The sequence below is a fragment of the Tardiphaga sp. 172_B4_N1_3 genome, assembly GCF_052076035.1.
Taxonomy (GTDB): Bacteria; Pseudomonadota; Alphaproteobacteria; order Rhizobiales; family Xanthobacteraceae; genus Tardiphaga; species Tardiphaga robiniae.
Genome location: NZ_CP197238.1, coordinates 421,499 through 446,168 on the forward strand (window position 1 = coordinate 421,499; position 24,670 = coordinate 446,168).

General features: G+C 61.5%; 27 protein-coding genes, 1 tRNA gene and 1 pseudogene. 12 read left to right on the forward strand and 17 right to left on the reverse strand.

Annotation, left to right across the window (positions count from 1 at the left end; translation table 11 throughout):
• Nucleotides 1–2 precede the first annotated feature (2 nt).
• The 3 genes from AB7783_RS01840 to ctrA all read right to left on the reverse strand — a co-directional run bounded on the left by AB7783_RS01840 (nucleotide 3) and on the right by ctrA (nucleotide 1,670).
• Nucleotides 3–401, reverse strand: coding sequence for a hypothetical protein (locus tag AB7783_RS01840; protein WP_441276653.1), 399 nt, complete (start codon nucleotides 399–401; stop codon nucleotides 3–5).
• Nucleotides 398–808, reverse strand: a complete 411-nt coding sequence (locus AB7783_RS01845) for a DUF350 domain-containing protein (RefSeq protein WP_068737118.1) — start codon at nucleotides 806–808, stop codon at nucleotides 398–400. Before AB7783_RS01845 ends, AB7783_RS01840 begins: the two co-directional genes overlap by 4 nt.
• Before the next feature lie 160 nt (nucleotides 809–968).
• On the reverse strand, nucleotides 969–1,670 hold the full coding sequence (gene ctrA, locus AB7783_RS01850) for a response regulator transcription factor CtrA (RefSeq protein ID WP_068737116.1): 702 nt from the start codon (nucleotides 1,668–1,670) through the stop codon (nucleotides 969–971).
• 372 nt (nucleotides 1,671–2,042) lie between these two features.
• On the opposite strand from ctrA, the gene fliI reads away from it, so the two are divergent.
• The 4 genes from fliI to AB7783_RS01870 all read left to right on the forward strand — a co-directional run bounded on the left by fliI (nucleotide 2,043) and on the right by AB7783_RS01870 (nucleotide 5,535).
• A complete protein-coding gene (gene fliI, locus AB7783_RS01855) occupies nucleotides 2,043–3,368 on the forward strand; it encodes a flagellar protein export ATPase FliI (RefSeq protein ID WP_089267515.1) in 1,326 nt (441 codons plus the stop codon).
• Nucleotides 3,369–3,477: 109 nt separating this feature from the next.
• Nucleotides 3,478–3,897, forward strand: coding sequence for a flagellar export protein FliJ (fliJ, locus tag AB7783_RS01860; RefSeq protein ID WP_068737112.1), 420 nt, complete (start codon nucleotides 3,478–3,480; stop codon nucleotides 3,895–3,897).
• Between the two features lie 199 nt (nucleotides 3,898–4,096).
• Nucleotides 4,097–4,645 (forward strand): sigma-70 family RNA polymerase sigma factor, encoded by a 549-nt coding sequence (locus AB7783_RS01865; RefSeq protein WP_089267514.1) that lies wholly within the window; start codon nucleotides 4,097–4,099, stop codon nucleotides 4,643–4,645.
• Nucleotides 4,645–5,535, forward strand: a complete 891-nt coding sequence (locus tag AB7783_RS01870; protein ID WP_441279623.1) for an anti-sigma factor — start codon at nucleotides 4,645–4,647, stop codon at nucleotides 5,533–5,535. Before AB7783_RS01865 ends, AB7783_RS01870 begins: the two co-directional genes overlap by 1 nt.
• A gap of 970 nt (nucleotides 5,536–6,505) precedes the next feature.
• Here the strand turns inward: AB7783_RS01870 and AB7783_RS01875 are convergent.
• Entirely contained in the window at nucleotides 6,506–6,712 is a 207-nt protein-coding gene (locus AB7783_RS01875) for a hypothetical protein (protein ID WP_068737106.1), read from the reverse strand.
• 329 nt (nucleotides 6,713–7,041) lie between these two features.
• The gene (gene flhA, locus AB7783_RS01880) at nucleotides 7,042–9,279 is read right to left on the reverse strand and encodes a flagellar biosynthesis protein FlhA (protein WP_441276654.1); all 2,238 of its coding nucleotides are present in this window, start codon (nucleotides 9,277–9,279) and stop codon (nucleotides 7,042–7,044) included.
• A gap of 218 nt (nucleotides 9,280–9,497) precedes the next feature.
• On the opposite strand from flhA, the gene AB7783_RS01885 reads away from it, so the two are divergent.
• Nucleotides 9,498–10,742, forward strand: a complete 1,245-nt coding sequence (locus AB7783_RS01885; protein WP_231081174.1) for an MFS transporter — start codon at nucleotides 9,498–9,500, stop codon at nucleotides 10,740–10,742.
• On the opposite strand, the gene AB7783_RS01890 is transcribed toward AB7783_RS01885, so the two are convergent.
• The 5 genes from AB7783_RS01890 to AB7783_RS01910 form a co-directional block, all read right to left on the reverse strand.
• Nucleotides 10,739–11,116, reverse strand: a complete 378-nt coding sequence (locus tag AB7783_RS01890; RefSeq protein WP_175367293.1) for a hypothetical protein — start codon at nucleotides 11,114–11,116, stop codon at nucleotides 10,739–10,741. The genes AB7783_RS01885 and AB7783_RS01890 overlap by 4 nt on opposite strands.
• 170 nt (nucleotides 11,117–11,286) lie before the next feature.
• Entirely contained in the window at nucleotides 11,287–11,694 is a 408-nt protein-coding gene (locus AB7783_RS01895; RefSeq protein ID WP_441276655.1) for a DUF4864 domain-containing protein, read from the reverse strand.
• A 4-nt stretch (nucleotides 11,695–11,698) separates the two neighbouring features.
• Nucleotides 11,699–13,024 (reverse strand): amidohydrolase family protein, encoded by a 1,326-nt coding sequence (locus AB7783_RS01900; protein ID WP_441276656.1) that lies wholly within the window; start codon nucleotides 13,022–13,024, stop codon nucleotides 11,699–11,701.
• An 89-nt stretch (nucleotides 13,025–13,113) separates the two neighbouring features.
• Nucleotides 13,114–13,416, reverse strand: a complete 303-nt coding sequence (locus AB7783_RS01905) for a hypothetical protein (protein WP_441276657.1) — start codon at nucleotides 13,414–13,416, stop codon at nucleotides 13,114–13,116.
• 487 nt (nucleotides 13,417–13,903) lie between these two features.
• Nucleotides 13,904–13,979, reverse strand: a tRNA-Ile gene (locus tag AB7783_RS01910).
• A 151-nt stretch (nucleotides 13,980–14,130) separates the two neighbouring features.
• On the opposite strand from AB7783_RS01910, the gene AB7783_RS01915 reads away from it, so the two are divergent.
• A complete protein-coding gene (locus AB7783_RS01915; protein WP_441276658.1) occupies nucleotides 14,131–14,343 on the forward strand; it encodes a DUF1328 domain-containing protein in 213 nt (70 codons plus the stop codon).
• A 31-nt stretch (nucleotides 14,344–14,374) separates the two neighbouring features.
• Here the strand turns inward: AB7783_RS01915 and AB7783_RS01920 are convergent, their stop codons facing one another.
• Nucleotides 14,375–15,352, reverse strand: coding sequence for a Bug family tripartite tricarboxylate transporter substrate binding protein (locus AB7783_RS01920; RefSeq protein WP_170849793.1), 978 nt, complete (start codon nucleotides 15,350–15,352; stop codon nucleotides 14,375–14,377).
• 148 nt (nucleotides 15,353–15,500) lie between these two features.
• Here AB7783_RS01920 and AB7783_RS01925 point away from each other — a divergent pair, with 148 nt between their 5' ends.
• A complete protein-coding gene (locus AB7783_RS01925; RefSeq protein WP_441276659.1) occupies nucleotides 15,501–16,472 on the forward strand; it encodes a TAXI family TRAP transporter solute-binding subunit in 972 nt (323 codons plus the stop codon).
• A 98-nt stretch (nucleotides 16,473–16,570) separates the two neighbouring features.
• Here the strand turns inward: AB7783_RS01925 and AB7783_RS01930 are convergent, their stop codons facing one another.
• Together AB7783_RS01930 and mobA are read right to left on the reverse strand one after the other, a co-directional pair.
• A complete protein-coding gene (locus AB7783_RS01930) occupies nucleotides 16,571–17,779 on the reverse strand; it encodes an ABC transporter substrate-binding protein (RefSeq protein ID WP_441276660.1) in 1,209 nt (402 codons plus the stop codon).
• A gap of 54 nt (nucleotides 17,780–17,833) precedes the next feature.
• Nucleotides 17,834–18,466, reverse strand: a complete 633-nt coding sequence (gene mobA / locus AB7783_RS01935; RefSeq protein ID WP_441276661.1) for a molybdenum cofactor guanylyltransferase MobA — start codon at nucleotides 18,464–18,466, stop codon at nucleotides 17,834–17,836.
• Between the two features lie 70 nt (nucleotides 18,467–18,536).
• Here mobA and AB7783_RS01940 point away from each other — a divergent pair, with 70 nt between their 5' ends.
• From AB7783_RS01940 to AB7783_RS01955, 4 genes are all read left to right on the forward strand, one after another.
• On the forward strand, nucleotides 18,537–18,785 hold the full coding sequence (locus AB7783_RS01940) for a sulfurtransferase TusA family protein (RefSeq protein WP_093760742.1): 249 nt from the start codon (nucleotides 18,537–18,539) through the stop codon (nucleotides 18,783–18,785).
• Nucleotides 18,786–18,985: 200 nt separating this feature from the next.
• Nucleotides 18,986–20,644 (forward strand): OFA family MFS transporter, encoded by a 1,659-nt coding sequence (locus AB7783_RS01945; RefSeq protein ID WP_439063252.1) that lies wholly within the window; start codon nucleotides 18,986–18,988, stop codon nucleotides 20,642–20,644.
• An 87-nt stretch (nucleotides 20,645–20,731) separates the two neighbouring features.
• Nucleotides 20,732–20,995 carry a hypothetical protein gene (locus AB7783_RS01950; RefSeq protein WP_441232136.1) on the forward strand — a complete coding sequence of 88 codons (264 nt, stop codon included), beginning with the start codon at nucleotides 20,732–20,734 and terminating at the stop codon, nucleotides 20,993–20,995.
• Nucleotides 20,996–21,148: 153 nt separating this feature from the next.
• Entirely contained in the window at nucleotides 21,149–21,451 is a 303-nt protein-coding gene (locus AB7783_RS01955) for a hypothetical protein (RefSeq protein WP_441276662.1), read from the forward strand.
• A gap of 175 nt (nucleotides 21,452–21,626) precedes the next feature.
• Here AB7783_RS01955 and dapA read toward each other — a convergent pair whose 3' ends face one another.
• Entirely contained in the window at nucleotides 21,627–22,601 is a 975-nt protein-coding gene (gene dapA / locus AB7783_RS01960; protein WP_441276663.1) for a 4-hydroxy-tetrahydrodipicolinate synthase, read from the reverse strand.
• A 10-nt stretch (nucleotides 22,602–22,611) separates the two neighbouring features.
• Nucleotides 22,612–22,899, reverse strand: a complete 288-nt coding sequence (locus AB7783_RS01965; protein WP_441276664.1) for a hypothetical protein — start codon at nucleotides 22,897–22,899, stop codon at nucleotides 22,612–22,614.
• 166 nt (nucleotides 22,900–23,065) lie between these two features.
• Between AB7783_RS01965 and AB7783_RS01970 the strand changes: the two are divergent.
• Nucleotides 23,066–23,320 (forward strand): annotated as a pseudogene (locus AB7783_RS01970) (DUF6496 domain-containing protein); the annotation flags it as partial.
• 139 nt (nucleotides 23,321–23,459) lie between these two features.
• Here the strand turns inward: AB7783_RS01970 and AB7783_RS01975 are convergent.
• Together AB7783_RS01975 and ku are read right to left on the reverse strand one after the other, a co-directional pair.
• Nucleotides 23,460–23,696, reverse strand: coding sequence for a hypothetical protein (locus AB7783_RS01975; protein ID WP_441276665.1), 237 nt, complete (start codon nucleotides 23,694–23,696; stop codon nucleotides 23,460–23,462).
• 19 nt (nucleotides 23,697–23,715) lie between these two features.
• On the reverse strand, nucleotides 23,716–24,603 hold the full coding sequence (gene ku / locus AB7783_RS01980; RefSeq protein WP_441276666.1) for a non-homologous end joining protein Ku: 888 nt from the start codon (nucleotides 24,601–24,603) through the stop codon (nucleotides 23,716–23,718).
• Nucleotides 24,604–24,670 lie beyond the last annotated feature (67 nt).

Below are 24,670 nucleotides of genomic sequence, written 5' to 3' on the forward strand. Positions count from 1 at the left end.
AACTAGCCGCCGCCGGAGAAATGCGAGGCGAAGGAGCCGAAGCCACCATGGGTGACGTGGCTGCTGCTGGATGACGAGCTGTCATATCCGCCGGTGGATGACGATCCGGTGCTGGCGAAGTTGCTGCGTCCGGAGGAACTGCTGCTGCCCCCTGAATAGCCATGGCCGCCGGAGGATGACGACGAACTGCGCTGCTGACACTCTTGCTGCTGGCCGGCGATAGCAGCGCGGTTCGGGTCGCAATGTTCGCTCGGCATCAGCGCATAGGCGCCGCCGCCCAGGGCCATGGTGCCCATGAGCAAGAGCGCCACGCGGTTGGAGCGTTTGCGCGACGGGGCTTCCTCATGCATCGGCTGCACGGGTTGGCGCTTGCCGAAGTTCTTTGCGGGCTCGCTTGTCATGGCGAATACACCATGGAGGCAGCGTTCAGCACGCCGGCCGCAAGGGAGGCGAGGCCGAGCCAGAGGGCCGGGGCCATCTCGCCATTGGCTATGCGATCCGACAATTGCGGCACCGGAATGCGGAGAATGAAATAGACGGCGATCTGCACGATCAGCGCGATGATCGCCCAGATCAGACAATCGACCACATTGGCGGAGTGGACGATGGCGCTGGCCACCGGCAGCACAAAGCCGAGCAGGCTGAGCCCGAGCGCGATTGCAGCCGGCGCGCAATCCTTGCGGATCAGTGCGAACTCGTCATGTGCGGTCACGCGCAGATAGACGAACAGATACAGCATTACGGCGACGATGCCGGTGCAGAAGTAAACGAGAAAGGCCGGCAGCCCGACCAGAGATTGCAGAACCATTCCGCCCCCGAAATGTGCGCCAAACATGATCGCTTGGTATTCGCCTATGGCATTCGTCGCTGTAAGCAAAGGGTGGGTTCATCCACGCAAACAAAAACCCCGCCTTTCGGCGGGGTTTCGTGAGAACTTTCGGGGAGTGACGCTTAAGCCGGCTTGAAACTCAGGCCGGGATGCGGATCTCTTCTTCATGCGGCTCGCGGAGCACGTAGCCACGGCCCCAGACGGTTTCGATGAAGTTGCGGCCTTCGGAAGCATTCGCCAGCTTCTTGCGCAGCTTGCAGATGAAAACGTCGATGATCTTCAGTTCGGGCTCGTCCATACCGCCATAGAGGTGGTTGAGGAACATTTCCTTGGTGAGGGTGGTGCCCTTGCGGAGCGAGAGCAGCTCCAGCATCTGGTATTCCTTGCCCGTCAGATGGACGCGCTGACCGCCGACTTCCACCGTCTTGGTATCGAGATTGACCACCAGGTCGCCGGTCTGGATGACCGACTGGGCGTGGCCCTTGGAGCGGCGCACGATCGCATGAATGCGGGCAACCAGCTCATCCTTGTGGAAGGGCTTGGTCATGTAGTCGTCGGCGCCGACGCCGAGACCCTTGACCTTGTCCTCGATGCCGGCGAGGCCCGAGAGAATGAGGATCGGGGTCTTGATCTTGGACACCCGCAGCTGCTTGAGCACATCGTAACCGGACATGTCCGGCAGATTGAGATCGAGCAGGATAATATCGTAGTCGTAGAGCTTGCCGAGATCGACGCCCTCTTCTCCGAGATCCGTCGTATAGACGTTGAAACTCTCGGATTTGAGCATCAGCTCAATCGACTGCGCAACGGCGCTATCATCTTCAATTAGCAAAACGCGCATGCCAGTCCCCTTTAGTCGCCGCTCCGGGCGTCAGGTCGGCCGCCATACTTGCGGCACCAAAAAACGCCTACGAACAACTGATTCGGATCCTGACTGGATATGGTTAACAAAACCTGATTCTTCAGCGCAAGCTCTAATCGTGCAATTTTTGTCGAATCGCCATAAGATGTTGCAGCAAAGACTCTTTTTGTACCCGTACCCGCTCAAGCTCCACATTAAGAGCCGGACCTAACCGACTCCATCGACTCGCCCCTTCATTCTGATGGCGCGAATGCTCTCAGTCATCCAAGACAGTGACGTAATGATTAACGATGCGGGTAAACACGGGGTTAAGGCCGAGCCGGCAATGAAGCGAAACTTAAGGGTTTTGCAATGAAAGCCCTTGCGGAACAGATTACTGACCTCGATGGCGTCAATATTTACGGCCGGGTGGTCGGTGTTCGCGGGTTAATGGTTGAGGTAGCCGGGCCGATCCACGCGATGTCGGTCGGTGCCCGAATTACCATCGAGACCGGCACAAGCCGTTCCATCCCCGCCGAGGTGATCGGTTTCAGTGGCGACAACGCCGTGGTGATGCCCTTTGCCGGACTGGAAGGCGTACGTCGCGGCTGCCGGGCGGTGATCGCCAATGCTGCCAGCCAGGTGCGGCCCTCGATTGCCTGGCTCGGCCGCGTCGTGAATGCGATGGGCGAGCCGATCGACGGTAAGGGGCCGTTGTTGCAGGGGCCGGCACCGATGCCATATCGCGCGTCTCCGCCACCGGCGCATTCTCGCAAACGCGTCGGCGCGCCGCTCGATCTCGGGGTGCGCTCGCTCAATACTTTTCTGACCTGTTGCCGCGGCCAGCGCATGGGCATCTTTGCGGGCTCCGGCGTCGGCAAGTCGGTCTTGCTGTCCATGTTGGCACGCAATGTCGATGCCGACGTGTCGGTCATCGGCCTGATCGGCGAACGTGGCCGTGAAGTGCAGGAGTTCTTGCAGGAGGACTTGGGCGAAGAAGGTCTCGCACGCGCCGTCGTAGTCGTGGCTACTTCGGACGAGCCTGCACTGATGCGGCGCCAGGCGGCCTATCTGACGCTGTCGATCTCGGAGTTCTTCCGCGATGAGGGCAAGGACGTCATGTGCATGATGGACTCCGTCACGCGTTTCGCCATGGCGCAGCGTGAGATCGGCCTGTCCGTCGGCGAGCCGCCGACCGCTAAAGGCTATACGCCGACGGTGTTCACCGAACTGCCGAAGCTGCTGGAGCGGGCAGGGCCGGGCACTGATGAAGGCTCCATCACGGGCATCTTCACGGTGCTGGTCGACGGCGACGATCACAACGAACCCGTTGCTGACGCCGTGCGCGGCATTCTCGATGGCCATATCGTGATGCAACGCGGTATCGCCGAGCGTGGCCGCTATCCTGCTATCAATATCCTGAAGTCGGTGTCGCGAACCATGCCGCGGTCCTGCGATCCTGCCTATTTGCCGACGATTACGCGGGCCCGGCAGATCATGGCGACCTATTCGGATATGGAAGAGCTGATCCGGCTGGGTGCCTATCGCGCCGGTTCCAGTCCGGAAGTGGACGAGGCGATCCGGCTCCATGAGCCGCTTGAGGCATTCCTGCGGCAACGGAAGGACGAAGTCTGCGGACTGGCCCAAGGCTATCAGCAACTGCAACAAATCGTTGGTGGTTTGGAAACGGAACGCTAACTTTGTCAGGCCATCATGACCCTCAGAGACGAATTTCGGCCGGTCAGCCCCTTGCGGTTGTCCGGTTGTGTCCCGCGTTGAGACTGGGACTTCTGGGGAGTATGAGTCGATGAAGTCACGTGACACCCTGATCCGCCTGAAGAAGTTCCAGGTCGATGAGAAGCGCCGCCGGGTCAATCAGATCGAAGGCATGATCGCGGATTTCCAGCGCATGTCGGTCGATCTCGAGCGCGAGATCCAGACCGAACAGGATCGCGCCGGTATTCAGGACCCCACCCACTTTGCCTATCCCACCTACGCCAAGGCCGCGATCCAGCGTCGCGAGAATCTGACGCGCTCGGCCGATGAGCTGCGCGTGCAGCTCGAAGACGCGAAGGCATTGCTGAGTGAAGCTTTCGAAGAACTCAAGAAGGTCGAACTGCTCGACGAGCGCGACCAGGCCCGTGCACGCGACGAAGAGAACGCACGCGAACAGGCCGACCTCGACAGCATTGGCCTGATGCGTGCCCGCATCGGCGCAGTGGCCTGATCCGCAGAAGCGGCGAGCCAACGAGCCTCAAAGATTGAAGTCATCAAGCCCGGGCCGTGAGGTCCGGGTTTGCTGTTTGTGGTCTATCCACAGCATAAACAGCGACATGGCCCGCTTGCTATAATCTATGTTACGACAGGGAATACCGCCGGGCGGCACCTCCGTAAGGCGAAAGGTATATTGAGGTTGGGGAGACGTAATGCTGACGCCGGCTGAGCTGGTCTGGCTTCTTGCCGCAGTTGCCAAAGGGGATGAAGCCGCCTTCGAGCGACTCTATGCAGCGACGCGCGCGAAACTCTTTGGCGTCGTGATCCGTATCTTGCGCAGACAGGATCTCGCCGAGGAAGTCATCCAGGAGGCCTATGTCAAGATCTGGAACAGCGCCGGGCAATTCAATCCCGGTGTTGCCTCGCCGATCACGTGGATGGCGTCGATCGCTCGTAACCGGGCTATCGATGTCGTTCGCAAGAGAAGCGAAACGTCTATCGAGGAAGAGCCGGCTGCAATGGAAGTGGCAGCCGATACACCTGACCCGCTCGCGCGACAGGAAATGACCGAAGAATTGAAGCGCTTGTTGGAGTGCGTGGGCCGGCTTGAGCCGGACCGGCAGAAACTGGTGCTGCTTGCTTACTACAATGGCTGGAGCCGCGAACAACTCGCGACGAAGTTCGAAGCGCCGGTCAATACAGTGAAGACGTGGCTGCGCCGCAGTATGATGGACATCCGGGAGTGTCTGGGACTGACATGATGGCCTATAGCGAAGACCATATCGCGCTTGCCGCGGAATATGCGCTTGGCACGCTCAGTGCCGAAGAGCGCGTGCAGGTCGAGACCATGATGTCCGTCGACAAGGATTTTGCCGCTGTGGTCGAGGCGTGGGAGCGCAAGCTCGGCGTTTTGAATCAGATGGTCGGCCTTGTCGAGCCGCGTCCCGAAGTCTGGGAGAAAATCCGCGTTGCGATCGGTCTGGCCGGTACGCAAGAAGCGATCGTGCATCCGGAAGCGCCGCAGCCCGCCGTTGCAACTGTCGCTGAACCATCTTCCATTGATAGTTCGACAGTTGACCGTCCGACGCTCGATCGTTCGAACGTGATTGATTTCTCGGTCCAGGCAAAACGCTGGCGCGGTGTGGCCACCGGCATGACCGCGATTGCCGCCATGCTTGTTGCGCTGATTGCCGTGCAGGCCTATCGCCCCGAATTGCTGCCGGCAGGTTTACGCCCGAAGGCAGCGCAACAGGTGGTGCAGGCGCCAGCGCCGGTCGCGCCGCCCGCAGCAGCTCAGTCGCAATACGTCGCCTTGCTGCAGACCGACGCTGCGTCACCCGCATTCATCCTCACTGTCGATGCGGCGACCAAAAACTTTACAGTGCGCAAGGTTGGCGCCGAACCGCAGGCCGGCAAAAGCTACGAGCTCTGGATCGTGTCCGACAAGCTGCAACGCCCGCGTTCGCTCGGCGTGATCGGCAGCAACGACTTCACATCGCGCGCTGCACTCGCTGCCTATGATCCCGATGTCGTCAATCAGGCCACCTATGCCGTGACCGTGGAGCCGGAAGGCGGTTCGCCGACCGGTGCAGCCACCGGCCCGATCGTGTTCACCGGCAAGCTGATCGAAACGGTGCCGCCGGCACGGTGATCGTTTGGCTCCGGCATTGGTCCTATGTTCGTCATTCCGGGGTGCATGAAAGCGGCAAAGCCGCTGAAGTGCGAACCTCAGTCACTCCGTGGGGAGTGACGTGGAATCTCGATGTGTGTTGCTCCCACTGTCATTCCAGGGCGCGGGCGCGCCTTCGCGCACGTGAACCCGGAATCCCGACATGTTTTGCGCTGAACATGTCGAGATTCCGGGGTTGCGTCCGGCAAAGTGCCGGCCGCGCCCCGGAATGACAATGGGAAGAGGAAGGCTTTAAACATTTTTTCCTATTGTTCTTGACAATATCCCCAACAGGATTATCCTCCGCTCATCCGGTTCGCGAGGGGCGCTTCATGAGGCGTCTTGAAGTGGGACTGGATGCGGCGCCTGCGGGTGTGGGGTGACGTACCCCGCGCACTCGGGAGGCCTTGGGTCACCGTCCGGCCCCACTACGGGGGTCTGCCACTCATGCTGGCTGGACGTGGCATTGGTGAACGGCGGGAAACCGTCGGGATCGGCGGAGTGCGGAGCTCTGCGCCTTTGCCCGGAAGAACGGTCCCGGGGACAGAAATCGCCGCGGTGGCGCGCCGTGAGGCGTTGCGCGGTTGCAGCTTGCCGGCGTTCCGGTGGAGCGGATCGCGATAAAACCACCCTTTGCGCCTCACGGCGCGCTGCCACCCCTCATATTTTCGAGGGGCACTGCTCACACCTCGGACGCGCAAGCGCCGCGAGACTGCGAGAGCGTGGCTGTTTGAAATTTGAATCTGTGATGGCGCGCTGGGGCGCAGAGTATCCCTCCCACTGCGCAGCTGCGCTGCTTGAGGGAGGGAGAAGCAAAAAAGCACCCCACAAAAGAAAAACGCCCGTGGGGAGCGGGCGTTTTCCATTCAGAAGTCCACTCGGGGGGAAGTGGAGCTTCTATGTATTCACCTGACGACCTTGGGGGACATCGCCACGCGAATTCTTGAATTCCTTAGCGGACCATGCTGGCATTCGAAGTGGTGACAGCAACCGGCTGGCCTGCTTTGATCACACGAGCGCTGGCGGTCTGGCTGTAGCCTTCGTCAGCATTCATGCGGGCCGAGATTCCGAAGCCTGCCACGAAGATACCGGCGACCAGAGCAACGATCACCACCTTGAGGTGGGTCATGCGATCCGCGCTGTAAATCGAGTGGTTCATTGGAAACGCTCCCTGCCGTCTTACTCTGCCTACGACCGTTTGTGTCGTGTCCGCGTCGGCAGGTTCAACTCATCACGCATAGGAAACGTGGTGTTGGGTCGTTCCGTTCCAAATAGTCGATCACAAGGCAGTGATAAGACGTGATCCGGCGCGATTGAAGCACCCGGTTTGGCCCTGGAATTCACAAATTATTATTTATTCTCAGAGTGTTGGGTGTGATTCGCGTTGTCGCCCCGAAATGTCGTCGGGATGCGACATTCTGGCAAATCTCTTGTCTGTGATGAATTTACATCGGTTTCGGGCAAGGTTGCTAGCCTCTTGCCGCCGAATCAGACGCTTCCGACGGTCTTCAGGCGCGCACGGGGGTGGATTTCCGCCTGGGACAGCACGGTGGTTTGCGCACGGAACCGTTCCACCAGCGAGCGCACGAACGGCCGGATCGAGGCCGAGGTGACCAGCACCGGCGCTTCGCCTTCGCGCGCGGCCTGTTCGAAACGATCGCGCACGGTGGTCATGAACTCCGACAGCTTCGACGGCTGCATCGCGAGACTGCGTTCTTCGCCGGTGCCGATGATCGATTCCGCGAAGGCCTGCTCCCACTGCGCCGACAGTGCAATGAGCGGCAGGTAGCCGTTGTAGGACGTGTTCTGCGCGCAGATCTGTCGCGCGAGGCGCGCACGTACATGCTCGACGATGGTCGACGGGTTGCGCGAGAAGGCGAGGGCGTCGGCAATGCCTTCGAGGATGGTCGAGAGATCGCGCACCGAAATACGTTCGGTGAGCAGCAATTGCAGTACGCGCTGGATGCCCGACACGGTGATGAGCGACGGGACGATATCCTTGACCAGTTCGCCTTGTTCTTTCGGCAGGTCCTTCAGCAGCTTCTGCACTTCGCCGTAGGACAACAGGTCCGACATATTGCCCTTCAGCAGCTCTGTCAGATGCGTCGACAAGACCGTGGCGGCATCGACCACGGTGTAGCCCTTGAGCGAGGCTTCTTCCTTCAGGCCGGCATCGACCCAGGTCGCGGGCAGGCCGAAGGTCGGCTCTGTCGTGTGAATGCCCGGGACGTTGACCTGATTACCACCGGGATCCATGACCATGAACTGGTTCGGCCAGATGCGGCCGGTGCCGGCGTCCACTTCCTTGATCTTGATGATGTAGGTATTGGCTTCGAGCTGCACGTTGTCCAGGATTCTGACCGACGGCATCACGAAACCCATTTCGACGGCGAGCGATTTGCGCAGCGCCTTGATCTGCTCGGTGAGGCGATCGGTGCCGTCCGGCCCGTTGACCAGTGGCAGCAGCGCGTAGCCGAGTTCGATCTTGAGATCGTCGATCTTCAGCGATGCGGAGATCGGCTCGTCCGCGGCGGCAGCTTGTGCTGCTGCGGCGGCGGCGGGCGCTGCAGCCTGATGCGCGACTTCGGCACGCGCAACCTTGTTGCGCTTGTTGGCGGTGACGGCGAGATAGGCTGCGCCGCCGCCGAGTGCGAGGAACGGCAGCATCGGAATGCCCGGCAGCAGCGCCAGCGTCAGCATGACGCCGGCCGACATGCCCAGCGCCTGCGGATAGCCAGAGAATTGCTTGATCAGCGTCTTGTCGGCGGCGCCGGTAATGCCCGCCTTCGAGACGAGCAGGCCTGCGGCGGTCGAGACGATCAGCGCCGGAACCTGGGTGACCAGGCCGTCGCCGACGGTCAGCAGCGTATAAGTGCGGCCGGCTTCCGAGAACGACAGGTCCTGCTGCGCGACGCCGATGATGATCCCGCCGATGACGTTGATGGCGGTGATGAGCAGGCCGGCAATGGCATCGCCGCGGACGAACTTGGAAGCACCGTCCATGGCGCCGAAGAAGCCACTTTCGTCTTCGAGATCCTTGCGGCGCGCCTTGGCGGTGGCCTCGTCGATCAGGCCAGCCGACAGATCGGCGTCGATCGCCATCTGCTTGCCGGGCATCGAGTCCAGCTGGAAGCGCGCCGCGACTTCGGCGATACGGCCCGAACCCTTGGTGATGACGATGAAGTTCACGATCACCAGGATCGCGAACACGACGATGCCGATGACGAAATTGCCGCCCATCACGAAATTGCCGAACGCCTCGATGACGTGGCCGGCGGCGGCGGTGCCTTCGTGGCCATGCGACAGGATCAGGCGGGTCGAGGCCAGGTTCAGCGACAACCGCAACATGGTCGAGATCAGCAGCACGGTGGGGAATGACGAGAATTCCAGCGGCGTCTGGGTGAACAGCGCCGTCATCAGGATCAACACCGACATGGTGATCGAGATCGCGAGGAACAAATCCATCACGATGGCTGGCAACGGCATGATCAGGACGACAAGGATGATCAGAACGCCGAATGCGAGGCCGATATCGCCGCGCAAGACGTTCGTCCTGATGCTGGCGAAGTCGAAACCGCCGCTCTTGGGTGCGCCCAGACCCTGACCCGCGATCAAATCCGTCATCGATGCCGCTTCCCCGCGCGAATGTCGTTCGCGACTGCCGAACGTCTGCGCGGCGGCCGAAGGGCCGCCGATCCGCAAGTGAGGCACCGCACTGGCATCCACGGGCATTCCCCCGGTCAGCTGACGAGACGCGACTCCACTCGGCAATTTTTGCCGTGTGTATGGTTAGCAAAGGGTTAACGAGGCGTTACTGCGCGGCTTTGCCACAAGCCCGGAGCCAGTTTTGGCCGAAACGGTCTGTTGCACTGTTTCTGCATGCCTAATCCTTCGGCATATCGCTTGACCCGTGGGCACACGCCGAGGATGTTGCCGCCGTGACCATCGCGACCCCCATTTCAGATTCGACGCCGTTCCTGCCTGACTCCCGTCAGGCCTGGATCAGGCTGTCGCTTGCCTTGATCATCGGCTCACTGGGGTCAGTGGGCATGTGGTCGGTGGTGGTGGCGCTCCCGGCCGTGCAGGCCGATTTCGCCGCCAGCCGCGGCGCGGCGTCGCTGGCCTTTACCCTGACCATGGTCGGCTTCGGTCTCGGCGGCGTGGTGGCCGGCAGGCTCACGGACCGGTTTGGCATCGTGGCCACGATTGCGCTTGCGACCGTCCTGATGGGGGCCGGTTATCTTCTCGCGTCGCAGTCCACGGCGCTCTGGCAGTTCAATCTTATTCACGTGGTGATCGGGGCAGGATCGTCGGCAACCTTCGGGCCGCTGATGGCGGAGGCGTCGCACTGGTTCGAACGCCGGCGCGGCATCGCGGTGACTGTCGCTGCAACCGGCAGCTATATCGGCGGCACGCTCTGGCCGCCGATTGTCAGCTGGGGCATTCTGACTTTTGGTTGGCGCTCGACGCATATCAGTGTCGGGGTCGTCACAACCGTCCTGATGCTCCTGATGCTTGTGGTTCTGCGCGCGCAGATGGGCACGGTCACACGACGTAGTCACGTCAATGCGCCGCCGCCCAAGGTCGATCTCCAGCTTAGCAACAACACGCTGACGACGCTTCTCTTTGTGGCCGGCATTGGTTGCTGTGTCGCCATGGCGATGCCGCAGGTGCATATCGTCGCTTATTGCGGAGATCTCGGCTACGGCGTGACGCGCGGCGCCGAGATGTTGTCGCTGATGCTGGCCTGCGGGATTGTCAGCCGTGTTGGCTCGGGTTTTCTGGCCGATCGTATTGGTGGCATTCGCACACTGCTGATTGGCTCATTGCTGCAGGGATTCGCACTGCTGTTCTATTTGTTCTTCGACAGCCTGGCCTCGCTTTACATCATCTCGGCGATGTTCGGCCTGTTCCAGGGCGGTCTGGTGCCGGCCTATGCCATCATCATCCGCGAGGCGATGCCGGCATCGCAGGCGGCTACGCGTGTCGGTATTGTCATATTGGGCACGGTAGGAGGCATGTCACTTGGCGGCTGGATGTCGGGCGTCATCTTCGACGCTACGGGCTCCTACGCGGCAGCGTTCATGAACGGCCTCGCCTGGAATGCACTCAACGTCACGATCATCACGGCGCTGATGCTGCGGGCGCGCCGCAGGTTGATTTTCTCGTCGGGGACGTCAGTCGCCTAAGGCGTCAGATCCTGCACCGGCGGCATCGCCGGAAATCCATCGATCGGCACGTTTTCGAGCGCGCGTTTGGCCGGGCCGCTACCGAACATGCAATCAAGCGTCGGCTCCGCAATCGCCGTCATGGTCCGCGGGATCAAGCTTCGTTTGTCCGGCGGCAGCCAGTTCTCGTTCAGCGTGGGGACGCCGCGCTCGGTGACTCCGTAGAGGATAGCGTCGAGGATATCGCGATCGCCGATCTCGCCGATCAGCGCGGTGCGGACGCAGTCGCAGATCGCTTCGGGATGCGCATAGCGCGACACCATGAAGGGCGCGCAAAGCCGGATGAACTCGCCGCGCGGATCGGGCATCAGGGATAGGCGACGCGTGTCTGCCATCGCGATGGTCGACACCCCGCACGCCAACAGGCTGCCCAGGACAATGGGAGACAGTGTGCTGAGGGACAGGTACCGCAACAAATTCACCCGGGAAGCAACCGTAGGACGAGAGACGTGCAGGACCTATTATAGATGATGTGAGGTGCGAATGTGAATGCCGCTGTGAGGTGTCACACAGCCTGGCCGACTTTCAGCAGCATGCAGCCGCTGATCTTCAGGGTGCCATCCGGCTGCGGCTCCAGCGTATAGAGCGCATCCCACGGCACACCATCGGCATCGACGATATGGACCTTCTGCTCGATGGTGCCACCGGACGTATTGCTCTCGGTGAATTCGAAGCTGCGATGGCGATAGATGGGTGCATAGGCGTTGCGCACCATGTCCATGAAGCTGTCGGGATCGGTGAAAATGCTCTGGATGCCGGGGGCCGCGAATCCATAGGTAGTCACAGCGTCGTCGCGCGCCAGCGCATCGGCTTGGGAGCTGATGATCTTCTGCGCCGCCGCTACATCCTCCGCAGCACGGACAGGCGATGCGAGGCCGATCATTATGACGACAAGAAAGAGGAGGCTGCGCATAGGCTCACTTGCTCAAAGTGTTCTTGTAGATGACGCCGTCTTTCATGATGATTTTGAAGTTATTCGCGGGATCGGCAATCAGGTTGATGTTGTCCAGCGGATTGCCGTCGACAAGCAATAAATCCGCGAGCGCGCCCTGTTCCACGACACCGAGCTTGCCGGGATAGGGATTGCGCTTGCCGGACAGCGCCAGCAGTTCGGCGTTTGTCGATGTCGCCATGACCAGCGCTTCGGCGGGCGTGTACCAGCGCGTGAGCGAGGCCAGAATTGCGCCCTGTTGCTGCGCGAGCGCGCGCGAGAACAGCACGTCGGTGCCCCACGCCGTCTTGATCTTGTACTTCCTTGCAAACTCGTAGGACCTGGCTATGCCGGGCCAGACCTCATCCGCCTTGGCTCGCTGGACGGACCCCTCCGGAAAGCCAAGCCTCAAGCCCTCGGGGAGGGGCTGCAAGCTCAACCAGATGTTCTTCTCGGCAAGCAGCCTGGCGGTTGCCTCGTCCATCAGCATGCCGTGTTCGATGCACTTCACGCCAGCGGCGACGGCTCTCTGGATCGCAGCCGGAGTGAAGGCGTGCGCGACGACATATGTGCCCCAATTCTCGGCCGCTTCAACGGCGGCGCGTAGTTCGGCCTCGGTGAAAGTGGTCACGTCGACCGGACTGAAGGGGGATGACACTCCGCCGCCCGCCGTCAACTTGATCTGGGAGGCGCCCTGCATGAGTTGTTCTCGCGTGCGTACGCGCACCTCGTCGGGGCTGTCCGCGACGATGGCGCCACCGACCTGCTCCATGCGAGTGAGCATGCCACCAATCGTGCGTGGGAGATCGGTCAGCTGACGGAAATCCCCATGCCCGCTCGTGATAGTGATCATGGCTCCGGACGGATAGATGCGCGGGCCCTTGACGATGCCCTCGTCGATGGCATGCTTGAGGCCGAACACTGGCCCGCCAACATCGCGAACGGTTGTGAAGCCGCGCATCAGAGTGTCAGTCGCTTCGTTGCCGGCCAGCAGATTGTTGTAGCCGACGTCACCGAAAGCTTGTGCCGGCGTCACTCGTATCAACATCGCATGCCAATGATTGTCGATCAGGCCAGGCATCAGCGTATGCCCGTTTCCTGCAACACGCTGAGCGTCTGCGGCTGCTATCGGTGCCGTGGAAATACGCTCGATGAGGTTGCCCTTGACCAGCACATGTGACGGAGCGGAAAGAGTGGCGCTTCTCCCGTCGAAGATTCGAACATTTTCGAAGAGCACATCGCCGGCGTTCGCGCTGGTGCAAAATGTCAGCGCGAGAATTGCTAGCCATCGACTACCGGCAGGGAACAACATGAGCGTTCTCCGAGCAGTAAAGCTTGCACTATGGCAGATACCGGCGTCCACTTGAAGGTGGCGCCGCTACCTGTGGACCCCGGCTGATGTTACGGGGAGTCCGCTCGGCCGGACGTGAATATATCTGGTTGCTCAAGCTCGTCCGGCATCGCCCATCCCTCAGCCATCAAAGCGACATGGAGCGCGGTTCGAACCTCGGGCGGCTCAATTTTCCCGACAGTCGCCTCATCAAGAACAGCGATCAGCTTCGTCCACCGCGGCGTTGTCTTGGCTTCGCTGTCAACGTAACGCTGGACCCATCTAATCGCCGCCAGGAGAGAAAAGATCGTGCGGTTCTTCGCCAGGGTTTGCCCGGGCGCCTCTGGCATCAATCGAATTGGTTCAAAGATCATTTGCACACAAACCGACTGCTGAAATTCGCTTTATCGTGCCACAGAGCCGGCAATACGCAATGGGTGCCGGCATGACACGCAGCAATTGCACGTCGCCCTGAAGGCCGTGATCCAGCGCGCGATCATCGTTCTGGATGCGCTGGCCGACTCTGAGATGCGATTTCAGAACTAGGGACAGCTCTGGAACCGGTCAATCAATGATGCTGCACTAGCTATGGCTACTTGGAAGTGACGGTCCGGTTCATCTCGACCGGCCGCGAGATTGCAGGCGCAAAGTCTTGGCACGTCGATCCAACCCTCTCCGCTACTGACGAAAATCTCCGGAATTGGCATCGCCAAAGTGTCGCCGTCGACGACGATTGTCTCACCGGGCTTGAGGTCTGGCTCATGCGGCGATCAGGAAGCGATTCAGAGGACAGAACGCGTACCGAATGGCTTGGCTGCAAAAAGCAGACCCTCACAGACTGGCTCTAAAACACTAAATCATTGGTGGGCCCGGCAGGACTCGAACCTGCAACCAGACCGTTATGAGCGGTCGGCTCTAACCATTGAGCTACAGGCCCCGCCGGCGTCCAGCGGGCGTGAGAGCCGGGGACGGCGGTGCAGGCATTCCTTATATCGGCCATCGCCTGTGGGCAATGCCGCGTTCCCGGGGGCGGAACTTTGGCCGGGCGGTGGCGTTGGCCCGCGCAATTTCAACGTAGGGAGGCGCGGGTGTTTCGCTGGGCTGTCATCTGTCTGATCATTTCCCTGATTGCCGGCGGCCTCGGCCTCACCAACATCTCGGCTTTCGCCAAGAAGCTCTCGATGATCTTCTTTGCGCTGTTCTTCCTCGGCTTCCTGGCTTTGCTGGGCTTCGCCTATCTCGTGGCCGGGGCGGTCAGCAGTTCTGAGCTGCTGCCCGCCATGGTCGCCGTGAGCGTCTAGCTCAATCGCTCCCGGATCAATCGCCCCTGGCTCAGTCGACCGAGACGCCGGCGAATTCCACCACCTTGCGCCATTTCTCGGTTTCGGCGGCAACCAGTTTGCCGAATTCCTCGGGCGTCATGGGCTTGGGCACGCCGCCGGTCTCGGCGAGCCGCGCGATCAGCTTCGGATCCTTCAGCGCTTCGCCCACAGCCTTGTTGAGGGTGGCAATGACCTCCGGCGGCGTGCCCTTCGGCGCGGAGATGCCGTAGAAGCCGATGGATTCAAAGCCCGGCACGGTCTCGGCAATGGCCGGGACATCCGGCACGATGGGCCAGCGTTGCGGCGAGGTGACGCCGAGCGCGCGGACGGTGCCGCCCCGCGACTGTTCGAGCGCCGTGGGCAGGTTGTCGAAGATCAACTGCACCTTGTTGGAGATGATGTCGGGAAAGGCGATCGCCGAGCCGCGATAGGGCACGTGGATCATGTCGCATTTGGTCATTGCCTTGAACAATTCGGCCGACATATGCACCGAGGTGCCATTGCCCGAGGACGCATAGGAGATCTTGCCCGGATTGGCCTTGCAGTAGTCGATGAACTCCTGGACCGTTTTCACGGGCATGCCATTCGACACCACCAGCATATTGGTGAGCTGCATGATGCTGGCGACCGGCACGGTGTCGCGGATGAAATCGTAAGGCAGCTTCTTGTAGAGCGAGGCCGAGATTGCGTTGTTCGGTGCGACGAACAGCAGCGTATAGCCGTCCGGCGCCGAGGTCACGGCCGCGGCGGCGGCCAGATTGCCGCCCGATCCAGCGCGGTTTTCGACGACGAATTGCTGGCCGAAATGATCCGACAGCCACTGGGCCATGATGCGCGCCACGATATCGACGGGGCCGCCGGCAGCGAAGCCGATCAGCCAGCGCACGGGGCGATCGGGATAACCGGCGGCGGAGGCGGGGAGGGTTGTCGTGGCGAGGCTGGCGAAGCCGACGAGACACAGCACAGCAGCACGCAGAAACGCGATCATAGTTCCTCCCAGACATGAAAATCGCAGCGCTGATGCGCGACGTCGTTCGATCGGGCTTGCCGCCCGTTACCTCCATGCTTTCATAGAATTCGGATTTTGCCTACAAGCTTGGTCGAACGATGCAGGCCGATCGACGTCGAGGTGCCCCATGAAAATGATGCCGCTTGTTTGCGCAGCATTCCTGACTGTCACGACGGCCATTGCGCAGGAGGGAGCCAAACCGATGTCGACCACCATGCCTCTCAGCTTGAGTCTCGGCACGGCGACGCCCGGCGGCGGCTTCCCGCTCTATGGCGACGCCTTTGCCGAGGTGATGAACAAGGCCGATCCGTCACTGACGCTGGCGACGCGCAACACCAAAGGCTCGACCGAGAACATCCCGTTGCTCGAGGCCGGTCAGCTCGATCTCGCGCTGGTAGCCGGCGAGCCCGCTTATGAAGCGTTCAAGGGCATCGGCCGGGCGCCGACGAAGCTCAAGATCATCACCGCGCTGTATTCCAATCCGGGCATGTTCGTGGTGCGCGCCGACAGTCCTTACAAAACGATCCGCGATCTTGTCGGCAAGCCGATCGCCTTCGGTGCCAAGGGCTCCGGCCTCGTGTTCCTGTCGCGCTATGTACTGGACGGGATCGGCCTCGATCAGGACAAGGATTTTCAGGCGGTCTATCTCGACCGCGCCGGTGACGGTCCGGCGATGGTGCAGAGCGGCCGCGTGGCCGCATTGTGGGGCGCAGGCCTGGGCTGGCCCGGCTTCAAGGCCATGAGCGAAAGCCCCGGCGGCGCGCGCTTCATTGCGCCCGATGCGGCGGAGATCGCGCAGATCCGCGCCAAGCATGCATTCCTCAAGCCGATGCTGGTGGGCGCCAACAGCTATCCGAACCAGCCGATGCCGATCGCGTCGGTGGGCTCGTGGAGCTACATCCTCGCGCGCGAAACGCTGCCGGATGATGTCGCCTATCGGCTGGCGAAGACGCTGCACGGCGCCGAGGCCACGCTCGGCGCGCGGCTCGCACAGGCGAAGGAGACGACAGCATCGAATACGGTGGCGTCAGCGCCCGATGTGGCGCTGATCCATCCCGGGGTGCTGAAGTATTTCAGAGAGATTGGGGTGGTGAAGTAGCGTAGTGGATCGCTCTTGCTTCCCCTCTCCCCCAGGCGAAGCGCAGCTTCGCTGGGCGGGAGAGGGAAGGTGGAGCGCCACCGATAGTTTTTCTTCTGCTACTTTTTCCCCAATGCACAAGCCGGGTCCGGCGGCCCGAATGCTTCCTCACCGGAAATCTTCGCGAGGATCTTGTAGTAGTCCCACGGATACTTGGAATCTTCGGGCGACTTGACCTGTACCAGCATCAGGTCGTGCACCATCAACCCATCCTCGCGTAGTTTGCCGTTGCGGGCGAAGAAATCCTCGATGGGCTTCTCGCGCATCTTGGCGGCGACTTTCAGCGGCTCGTCGGTGCCGGCTTCCTTGATGGCATTGAGATAGACCATGGTGGAGGAATAGACGCCAGCCTGCCACATGGTGGGCATCCGCTTGGTCTTCTCGAAGAAGCGCTTCGACCAGGCGCGAGTTTTGTCGTCCATGTCCCAGTAGAAGGCGGTGGTCAGCAGCAGACCCTGTGCGGTCTGTAGCCCCAGCGAGTCGATGTCGGTGATCAGCGCCAGCAGCGCCGCCATCTGCTGGCCGCCCTTGAACACGCCGAATTCGCCGGCGGTCTTGATCTCGTTGATGTTGTTCGGCGGCCCGCCGGCGATGCCAATGATCTTGGCTTTCGAGGCCTGCGCCTGCAGCACGAAGGACGACAGGTCCGATGCGCCGAACGGCGGGCGCACCGAGCCGATCACCTTACCGCCCGTTTTCGTGACCACAGCTGCAGCGTCGCGCTCCAGCGCATGGCCGAAGGCGAAATCGTCGGTGATGAAGAACCACGTGTCGCCGCCGCGCTTCACGACTTCCTGCGCGGTGCCGACGGCGAGCGCACGGGTGTCGAACACCCATTGCATCGTATAGGGCGAACAGAATTTGCCGTGGAAGTCCGCGGCGCCGGTCGAATGGGTGATGAACAGCCGCTTGCGATCGTTGGCGACGTTCTGCACCGCGAGGCCGACGGCAGACACCGGCACGTCGACGATGAGATCGACCTGATCGACATCGTACCAGCGCCGCGCGAGACTGGCGCCGACATCGGGCTTCAACTGATGATCGCCAATGATGATGCTGATAGGCTTGCCCAGCACGGTCCCGCCGAAATCGTCCACGGCCATTTGCGCGGCCGTCACCGAACCCTGGCCGGATGGCGTCGAGGCTGGGCCGTTCATATCGGTGAGCACGCCGATCTTGACGACGTCGTCGGAGACCTGGGCCGAGGCGGTTGAGGCGAGGAGAGCAAGTGCAATGCTTGAGATCACGGACAAAGATGTGCCGCGCATGAAGGTCCTCCCATTTGTCGCGACACTTCGGTCGCGTGTTGGGAGAAGCTTAGGTCAGGCTTTGTCGTCGAGCAATGCAAGCCGTTCGGCTTCGGCGATGTCGTCCATCGTATTGGCATTGAAGAACGGATCAATAGGATCGGTCGGCCATTCCACGGTTGCGAGCCCGTAGCGGGACGTCCAGCGGCCGACCTTGCGGATGTCCTCGTTGACGAGTCCGTGCCGTAACTCATGGCGGAGGGCGACGTCCCACAGTCCGACGACGGGGTGCGACTGTCCGGCCGATGACGCGACAGCAAGCTGCGCATTCTCCGCGCTGCGGGCGTGATGCAAACGCGAGACGAGATCGCGCGGCAGGAACGGGCAGTCGCCGGCGACGCTGAGCATCCATGTGACGTCCGGTCGGTTGGCAGCTGTCCATTCCAGACCCGCAAGGATGCCGGCGAGGGGGCCGGGAAAATCCGCGACGTCGTCGGCAATCACCGGCAGACCGAAGGACGCAAATCGCGCGGGATCACCATTGGCGTTCAGCACCAGCCCGTCGCATTGCGGCGCGATGCGCGCGATCACGCGGGCCAGGATGCTGCGGCCGCCGATTTCGCGCATCGGCTTGTCGCCGCCGCCCATCCGGCGCGCGAGACCGCCCGCGAGAAGCACGCCCAGCGTGGCCGGATATGTGTTCGTCATCGTCATACCGCTGCATATGACATTTGACGCCAGCCCGATATAACGCAGTTGCACCAAGTGGAACCGCGCGATGCCTGTGACCAAGCTCGACCTGACCGGATTGAAATGCCCGTTGCCGGCGCTGATGACGCGCAAGGCGATGAAGGCACTGTCGGTGGGCGATCGACTTGAAGTCCACTGCACGGACCCCCTCGCGGTGATCGACATCCCTGCGTTGATTCAGCAAAGCGGCGATCAGATCGAAGCCTCCGAACGCAGTGGCGATGTGATCGTTTTCTTCATCGAAAAACGAAATGCTGCGATTGCAAATCGCGATTGAATTGCTGCGATGCAGTGGAAATCATTGATAAATTTTCGCTCCTGATACCTTTGGACTATCGACTCCCGCAGTCGCTTCTGGCCCTGTTCTAAAGTGCGAGCGTGCGTGAATCTTTGTCCGCGCGCCGCAGGGGAATTGACGAAGCGACTTTTTCAAATCGCAGACCGGCTCAGAAGGGTCGGCTGCAGGGGAGAACTTTCATGACAAGTGTGGGCAACGCCGGAACACTGTCTGGCACCAAGCCAGGATTGCTGGAACGCGAACGCATCATTGCGACCGCCGGCTTCAACCGGTGGCTGGTTCCACCTGCTGCACTCTGTATTCATCTCTGTATCGGCATGGCCTACGGCTTCAGCGTGTTCTGGCTGCCGCTGTCGCAAGCGATCACGACACCTGCCTCGAAGGAAGTGTGCGAGGGCATGAGCCTCGCCACCGAGCTGTTCACCACCACCTGTAATTGGAAGGTCGCCAGCCTCGGCTGGATGTACACGCTGTTCTTCGTGTTGCTGGGCGTTTCCGCTGCCATCTGGGGCGGCTGGCTCGAGCGCGTCGGGCCGCGCAAGGCCGGCTTCGTCTCGGCGATGTGCTGGTGCGGCGGTCTCGTGCTCGGTTCGATCGGCGTCTACACGCATCAGCTCTGGCTGCTGTGGATTGGCTCCGGCGTGATCGGCGGCATCGGTCTCGGTCTCGGCTACATCTCGCCGGTGTCGACGCTGGTGAAGTGGTTCCCGGATCGTCGCGGCATGGCGACGGGCATGGCGATCATGGGCTTCGGCGGCGGCGCGATGATCGGCTCGCCGCTGGCTAACCTCTTGATGAATTATTTCAAGACCCCGACCGATGTCGGCGTCTGGCAGACCTTCCTCGCCATGGGCGTCATCTACTTCGTGTTCATGACCATTGGCGCGTTCTCCTATCGCATCACGCCCCCGAACTGGAAGCCGGAAGGCTGGACCCCGCCGGCTACGGCGAATGCGATGATCACCACCGGCCACGTGCATCTCGACAATGCGCACAAGACCAAGCAGTTCTGGCTGATCTGGGGCGTGCTCTGCTTGAACGTGTCCGCCGGCATCGGCGTCATCGGCATGGCCTCGCCGATGCTGCAGGAAATCTTCGCGGGCAAGCTGATCGGCGCGCCGGATCTCTCCTTCAGCCAGCTCTCGGCAGCGCAGAAGACGGCGATTGCCGGCATCGCCGCCGGCTTCGCGGGTCTGATCTCGCTGTTCAACATCGGCGGCCGCTTCTTCTGGGCGTCTTTGTCGGACAAGCTCGGCCGCAAGAACACCTACTACACGTTCTTTATTCTCGGCATCGTGCTCTATGCACTGGTGCCGACCTTCGCGGCGATGGGCAGCAAGGTTCTGTTCGTGCTGGCCTTCGGCATCATCCTCTCGATGTATGGCGGCGGCTTCGCGACCATCCCGGCCTATCTCGCCGATATCTTCGGCACCCAGTTCGTGGGTGCGATCCACGGCCGGTTGCTGACGGCCTGGGCGACTGCGGGCATCGTCGGTCCGGTGGTGGTGAACTACATTCGTGAATTCCAGATCGCTGCCGGCGTGCCGCGGGCGCAGGTCTATGACTTCACGATGTATATCCTCGCCGGCATGCTGGTGCTGGGACTGATCTGCAACATGCTGGTGAAGCCACTGGCGCCGCACTGGTTCATGAAGCCGGAGGAAGTCGCGAAGTTGCAGGCCAAGGGCGCCGAGGCGGCGTCGGCCGGTGGAGGCTCCTATGGTATCGGCAAGGGCGGTTTCGACGGCGCCGCCATTGCCTTCTGGGCTTTTGTCGGTGTCCCGCTGTGCTGGGGCGTCTGGCTGACGCTACAGAGCGCCGCGCGCATCTTCCAGTAAAACCTGCGCGGGACCGGCAGCGAAAGCTTCCGGTCCCATTTCACATCTGACGAACAATCTTCAAAACAAGCACATTCGGGGATAACGATGACACGCATCACTACGGGCCTCTTGGCTGCACTGTTCGTTGCGACTTCAATGGGCGCTGCTTCGGCACAGGCGCCTGCGACGCCGGCAACCCCTGCTGCGCCCGCCAAGATGAAGCTGAATAAGCAGAGTCTGAAGGACATGAAGGCGAAGTGGAGCGCCAACAAGGGCAAGCTCAAGGCCTGCCGCAAGGACGTCAAGGTCAAGGGCCTCGCCGGCGACGACCGCTGGTTCTACATCGAAGATTGCATGGCCAAGAGCTGAGCGAGCGCTGGTCTTTCCGGCAGTTCCAGCCTCCTGATCTTTATGCCGCGCCTATGAACAGGCGCGGCTGCCCGTCTCGATTTCATATGGCGATGTCCGCATCTTCTCATCATCCCGACGCGCTCATGCGCCAGGGATTTGAGAAGACGGACAATGACCATGACGATGTTCTACAATCGCGATACGCAGCTGCACGATTTCTCGGCCGACAGCGCCTATCGCAGCTACCTCATCAGCCGCAATCAGCCGCCGATCGTCCATCACTCAGGCGATATCCAATGGAAACGGCTTTGCGTAGCCATCAGGCTGACGCGTAACCACATCAAGGGCTTCTTCGCCGCCATCCACATGGCCCTGGTGGCCGACAAGATGCGCCGCGCGCGGCGTGAACTGGCGCGCGTCCGTGTGCGCGCCGCCGATACGCCGGTGCTTCCGGATCGCCGGAGCGTGCCATGAGGGAGGACCGTTCTGCAGCGCTATTTGCGCGCATTGGCTCCTATGCGACCATCATGCCGGGCGTTCTCGCCCGGCTATGGCGTTTCGTCATAGGACCTGCTGTCTATCGGCCGGCTGCGCATTATATGCGCGGACCCGGCCCGAAATGTCGTGAGAAGAACGAGCGCCCGCAAGCCTAGCGGGCGCGGCACAGGGGCGGCGCGTCGTCGGGCTGTGCCCAGATCGCGTCCATCGCGGTGTGTACCTGCTGCTGCTCGGCATCTGTAAGCTCGATCAGCGGAAGGCGCACGGCGGCACTCCCCAGGCCCCGCAAGGTCAATGCATATTTCACTGCCGATGTAACCTGGTCCGGCGGCAGAGCTGCTGCGAGCGGCGCCAGCATGTCGGAGATGGTCGTCGCATAGCGCGGGCATCCCTGGCGGGCCGCGTAATACATGCCGCGGCAGAGCTGCGGCGCCACATTGGCCATCGCGGAGACAACGCCGTCTCCGCCGAGCAGCAGATAGGGCAGGGCTGCCGTGTCCTGTCCCGTCAGCATCCGGAAACTCGCCGGCAGCAGCGGCCGCAATCGCGCCAGCCGGCCGGCGTCGCCGGTGTCGTCGCGCAGGCCGATCAATCGTGGCGAGGCGGCGAGACCGATGAGCGTCTCGTCGGTCAGCGCACGGGCACAACGCGACGGTGCGTCATGCACAATGACCGGCAGCAATGTCGCCTCCAGGATCGCACGGAAATGCGCTGCGATGCCATCTGCCGTCGGGCGGTTGTAATACGGCACGACCGAGATCACGGCATCGGCGCCGGCGGCCCATGCCAGCCGCGTCGATTCAATGGCGCGGCTGGTGCAGTTCGATCCCGCGCCGGCAATGACGTGGATGCGCCCGCGGGCGACGCCGGCGGCAGTGCGGATCAGCATGGCGCGCTCGTTCGAGGCGAGCGTGTCGGCTTCGCCGGTGGTCGCGCCGACGACGATGGCACTGGCGCCGGCACAGACCTGACGCTCGCACAACCGCGCGAAAGTGAGGAGATCGAGCGCGCCATGCGTGTCGAACGGCGTCGGCACGTCGGCGATGATGCCGTGCAGCCAGTCGTTGGCGTGATGGGAGGCATGAGCTTGCGGGAGGGCGGGAGCCCGAAGAGCGACTGTGGACATGGCGGGAAGCTCAGGCGACGCGCCGTTGTTGTAACCGTTCGACAGAGGTTGCTGCCGTGAAAGGCAGGGCGTTCATATCGAGTTCGATGAGGCCCGCCGTCTCGATGATAGCTTCGGGGCGATGGCCGTTCTCGAACAGTGCATAACGCACGGCATTCGCGCGGCTGACAAAAAATCCGCCGAATAGGCCGTTTTGTTCCTGCGCGACCCACTGGCCGCGGCCGTTCTTGCCGATGAAAACGAGGGATGAGCTACACGAGGGAGGTTCGATGGTGATCACTTGCAGTCTCCAGTTCATTCGCTTGAGCGAATGGCTGCAAGATGATCGGCTGCCCGTTTGAAAACGAGATGAGCGGCGGTGCCGCGTTATAGGGATTTCATAAGTGCGTTCGTTCGCCAATCGTCCGCGTGGAACCATCACCCGCAGCGGCGATTGATCGTTTCGATCACAACGGGAGCATGGAATGGCGAAATATTCCAAGAAGGCGGCAGCGAAGGTCGCGCGAGCGGTGAAGAAGGCGAAGGCCGGCACGCTGAGAAGTGGTCGTTCGAAAAAGAAGGTGACCAGCCGCAAACAAGCGATCGCCATCGGCTTGTCGGAAGCTCGCGCCGAGGGCAAGAAGGTGCCGAAGGCGCCGAAGAAAAAGACGGTGAAGAAAGCCAGCAAGAAGACGGCGGGGAAAAAGAAAGCGGCCAAAAAATCCCGGAAGTCGACGAAGGCCTGAGGCTGCGCCGATGTACGTTGATCGACGCATATGAACCAATCTTCGTCATGCCCGGGCTTGTCCCGGGCATCCACGTCTTGGCGGGAGAAAAGACGTAGATGGCCGGGACAAGCCCGGCCATGACTGTATCTGCTCACTTAGTCTGCAGCGTCGCCTTCAGCAGGTGGTCCTTGCATTCATCGTCCTTGCCCTCTGCCATTGCTTCGCTGGCCAGGCCGATCTCGTCGGAAGCGGTCTTCTTTTGCTTGCCTTCGGCCATCTTGGCGATGGCTTCGGCGACGAAGGCGATATTCGAGGCGTTGCATTCCCGTGTCTGCAGTTGCTGGGCCTGCGCTGCCATGGTTGGCATCACCGCGATGCCTATGATCATTCCCAAAATCTTCATGCGCTCAGCTTGCCTTGCGGTGCCGCGCCGATGACCGCGCGGCCTTCTTGGCCGGACGCTTGCGTGCTACATGTGGTCGTGACGACGAAGCGCGTTTGGTCGACTTGCCCTTGCCACCCTTGAGGCTCGCCTTCAGCGCATCCATCAGGTTGATGACGTTGTCCGGCTTCTCCTCCTTCTCGACGACCTTCACCGGCTTGCCTGCGGCCTTGCGCTTCACCAGCGTCTTCAGCGCGGTCTCATATTCATCCTTGAACTTGCTGGGATCGAAATGCGACGCTTTGCTATCGAGGATATGCACTGCAAGGTCGATCATGTCCTTCGAGATCTTCGGCGACTTGATATCGTCGAAATAGTCCTCCTGGTCGCGCACTTCATAGGGGAAGCGCAGCGTGGTGCCGAGCAGGCCCTTGCCGAGCGGCTCGATGGCGATGATGTGCTCGCGATTGGTGAGCACGATGCGCGCCAGCGCCACGCGGTCCTTGTCCTTCATGGCATCGCGGATCACGGCGAACGCATCGGCGCCGGCCTTGCCGTCGGGCGCGATGTAATAGGGATTGTTCAGATAGCGCCGATCGATCTCGTCGCGCGGCACGAAGTTGTCGATATCTATGGTGTGATTGCTCTCGATCTGCACGGCCTCGAGTTCTTCCTTCTCGATCTCGACATATTCGCCCTTGCTGATCTCGTAGCCGCGGCCCTTCTGTTCCTTCTCCACGACATCGCCGGTCTCGACGTCCACCATCTGCTGCTTCAGCCGGTTGCCGGTCTCACGGTTGATCATGTGGAATTTGGTTTTCTCCACCGAGGTCGCGGCCGGATACAGCACCACCGGGCAGGTGACGAGCGACAGCTTGAGAGAGCCTTTCCAATAGGCGCGGGGCGGGGCCATACTCGTCCTCCAACTCGATCTACAGAATGAAGCGCACAGGCCGCAAAGTATTGCGCTGGCGTGAATT

Excerpts from the sequence above, each read along its gene's own strand:
- ctrA (WP_068737116.1), bottom strand. The coding sequence starts at position 1,670 with ATGCGCGTTTTGCTAATTGAAGATGATAGCGCCGTTGCGCAGTCGATT.
- AB7783_RS01845 (WP_068737118.1), bottom strand. The coding sequence starts at position 808 with ATGGTTCTGCAATCTCTGGTCGGGCTGCCGGCCTTTCTCGTTTACTTC.
- AB7783_RS01890 (WP_175367293.1), bottom strand. The coding sequence starts at position 11,116 with ATGGCAGACACGCGTCGCCTATCCCTGATGCCCGATCCGCGCGGCGAG.
- mobA (WP_441276661.1), bottom strand. The coding sequence starts at position 18,466 with ATGACGAACACATATCCGGCCACGCTGGGCGTGCTTCTCGCGGGCGGT.
- AB7783_RS01955 (WP_441276662.1), top strand. The coding sequence starts at position 21,149 with ATGACCATGACGATGTTCTACAATCGCGATACGCAGCTGCACGATTTC.
- AB7783_RS01940 (WP_093760742.1), top strand. The coding sequence starts at position 18,537 with ATGCCTGTGACCAAGCTCGACCTGACCGGATTGAAATGCCCGTTGCCG.
- AB7783_RS01930 (WP_441276660.1), bottom strand. The coding sequence starts at position 17,779 with ATGCGCGGCACATCTTTGTCCGTGATCTCAAGCATTGCACTTGCTCTC.
- AB7783_RS01870 (WP_441279623.1), top strand. The coding sequence starts at position 4,645 with ATGGCCTATAGCGAAGACCATATCGCGCTTGCCGCGGAATATGCGCTT.
- AB7783_RS01925 (WP_441276659.1), top strand. The coding sequence starts at position 15,501 with ATGAAAATGATGCCGCTTGTTTGCGCAGCATTCCTGACTGTCACGACG.
- AB7783_RS01895 (WP_441276655.1), bottom strand. The coding sequence starts at position 11,694 with ATGCGCAGCCTCCTCTTTCTTGTCGTCATAATGATCGGCCTCGCATCG.
- AB7783_RS01865 (WP_089267514.1), top strand. The coding sequence starts at position 4,097 with ATGCTGACGCCGGCTGAGCTGGTCTGGCTTCTTGCCGCAGTTGCCAAA.
- dapA (WP_441276663.1), bottom strand. The coding sequence starts at position 22,601 with ATGTCCACAGTCGCTCTTCGGGCTCCCGCCCTCCCGCAAGCTCATGCC.
- AB7783_RS01900 (WP_441276656.1), bottom strand. The coding sequence starts at position 13,024 with ATGTTGTTCCCTGCCGGTAGTCGATGGCTAGCAATTCTCGCGCTGACA.
- fliJ (WP_068737112.1), top strand. The coding sequence starts at position 3,478 with ATGAAGTCACGTGACACCCTGATCCGCCTGAAGAAGTTCCAGGTCGAT.
- fliI (WP_089267515.1), top strand. The coding sequence starts at position 2,043 with ATGAAAGCCCTTGCGGAACAGATTACTGACCTCGATGGCGTCAATATT.
- AB7783_RS01840 (WP_441276653.1), bottom strand. The coding sequence starts at position 401 with ATGACAAGCGAGCCCGCAAAGAACTTCGGCAAGCGCCAACCCGTGCAG.
- AB7783_RS01950 (WP_441232136.1), top strand. The coding sequence starts at position 20,732 with ATGACACGCATCACTACGGGCCTCTTGGCTGCACTGTTCGTTGCGACT.
- AB7783_RS01945 (WP_439063252.1), top strand. The coding sequence starts at position 18,986 with ATGACAAGTGTGGGCAACGCCGGAACACTGTCTGGCACCAAGCCAGGA.
- ku (WP_441276666.1), bottom strand. The coding sequence starts at position 24,603 with ATGGCCCCGCCCCGCGCCTATTGGAAAGGCTCTCTCAAGCTGTCGCTC.
- AB7783_RS01920 (WP_170849793.1), bottom strand. The coding sequence starts at position 15,352 with ATGATCGCGTTTCTGCGTGCTGCTGTGCTGTGTCTCGTCGGCTTCGCC.
- AB7783_RS01965 (WP_441276664.1), bottom strand. The coding sequence starts at position 22,899 with ATGAACTGGAGACTGCAAGTGATCACCATCGAACCTCCCTCGTGTAGC.
- AB7783_RS01905 (WP_441276657.1), bottom strand. The coding sequence starts at position 13,416 with ATGATCTTTGAACCAATTCGATTGATGCCAGAGGCGCCCGGGCAAACC.
- AB7783_RS01975 (WP_441276665.1), bottom strand. The coding sequence starts at position 23,696 with ATGATCATAGGCATCGCGGTGATGCCAACCATGGCAGCGCAGGCCCAG.
- AB7783_RS01875 (WP_068737106.1), bottom strand. The coding sequence starts at position 6,712 with ATGAACCACTCGATTTACAGCGCGGATCGCATGACCCACCTCAAGGTG.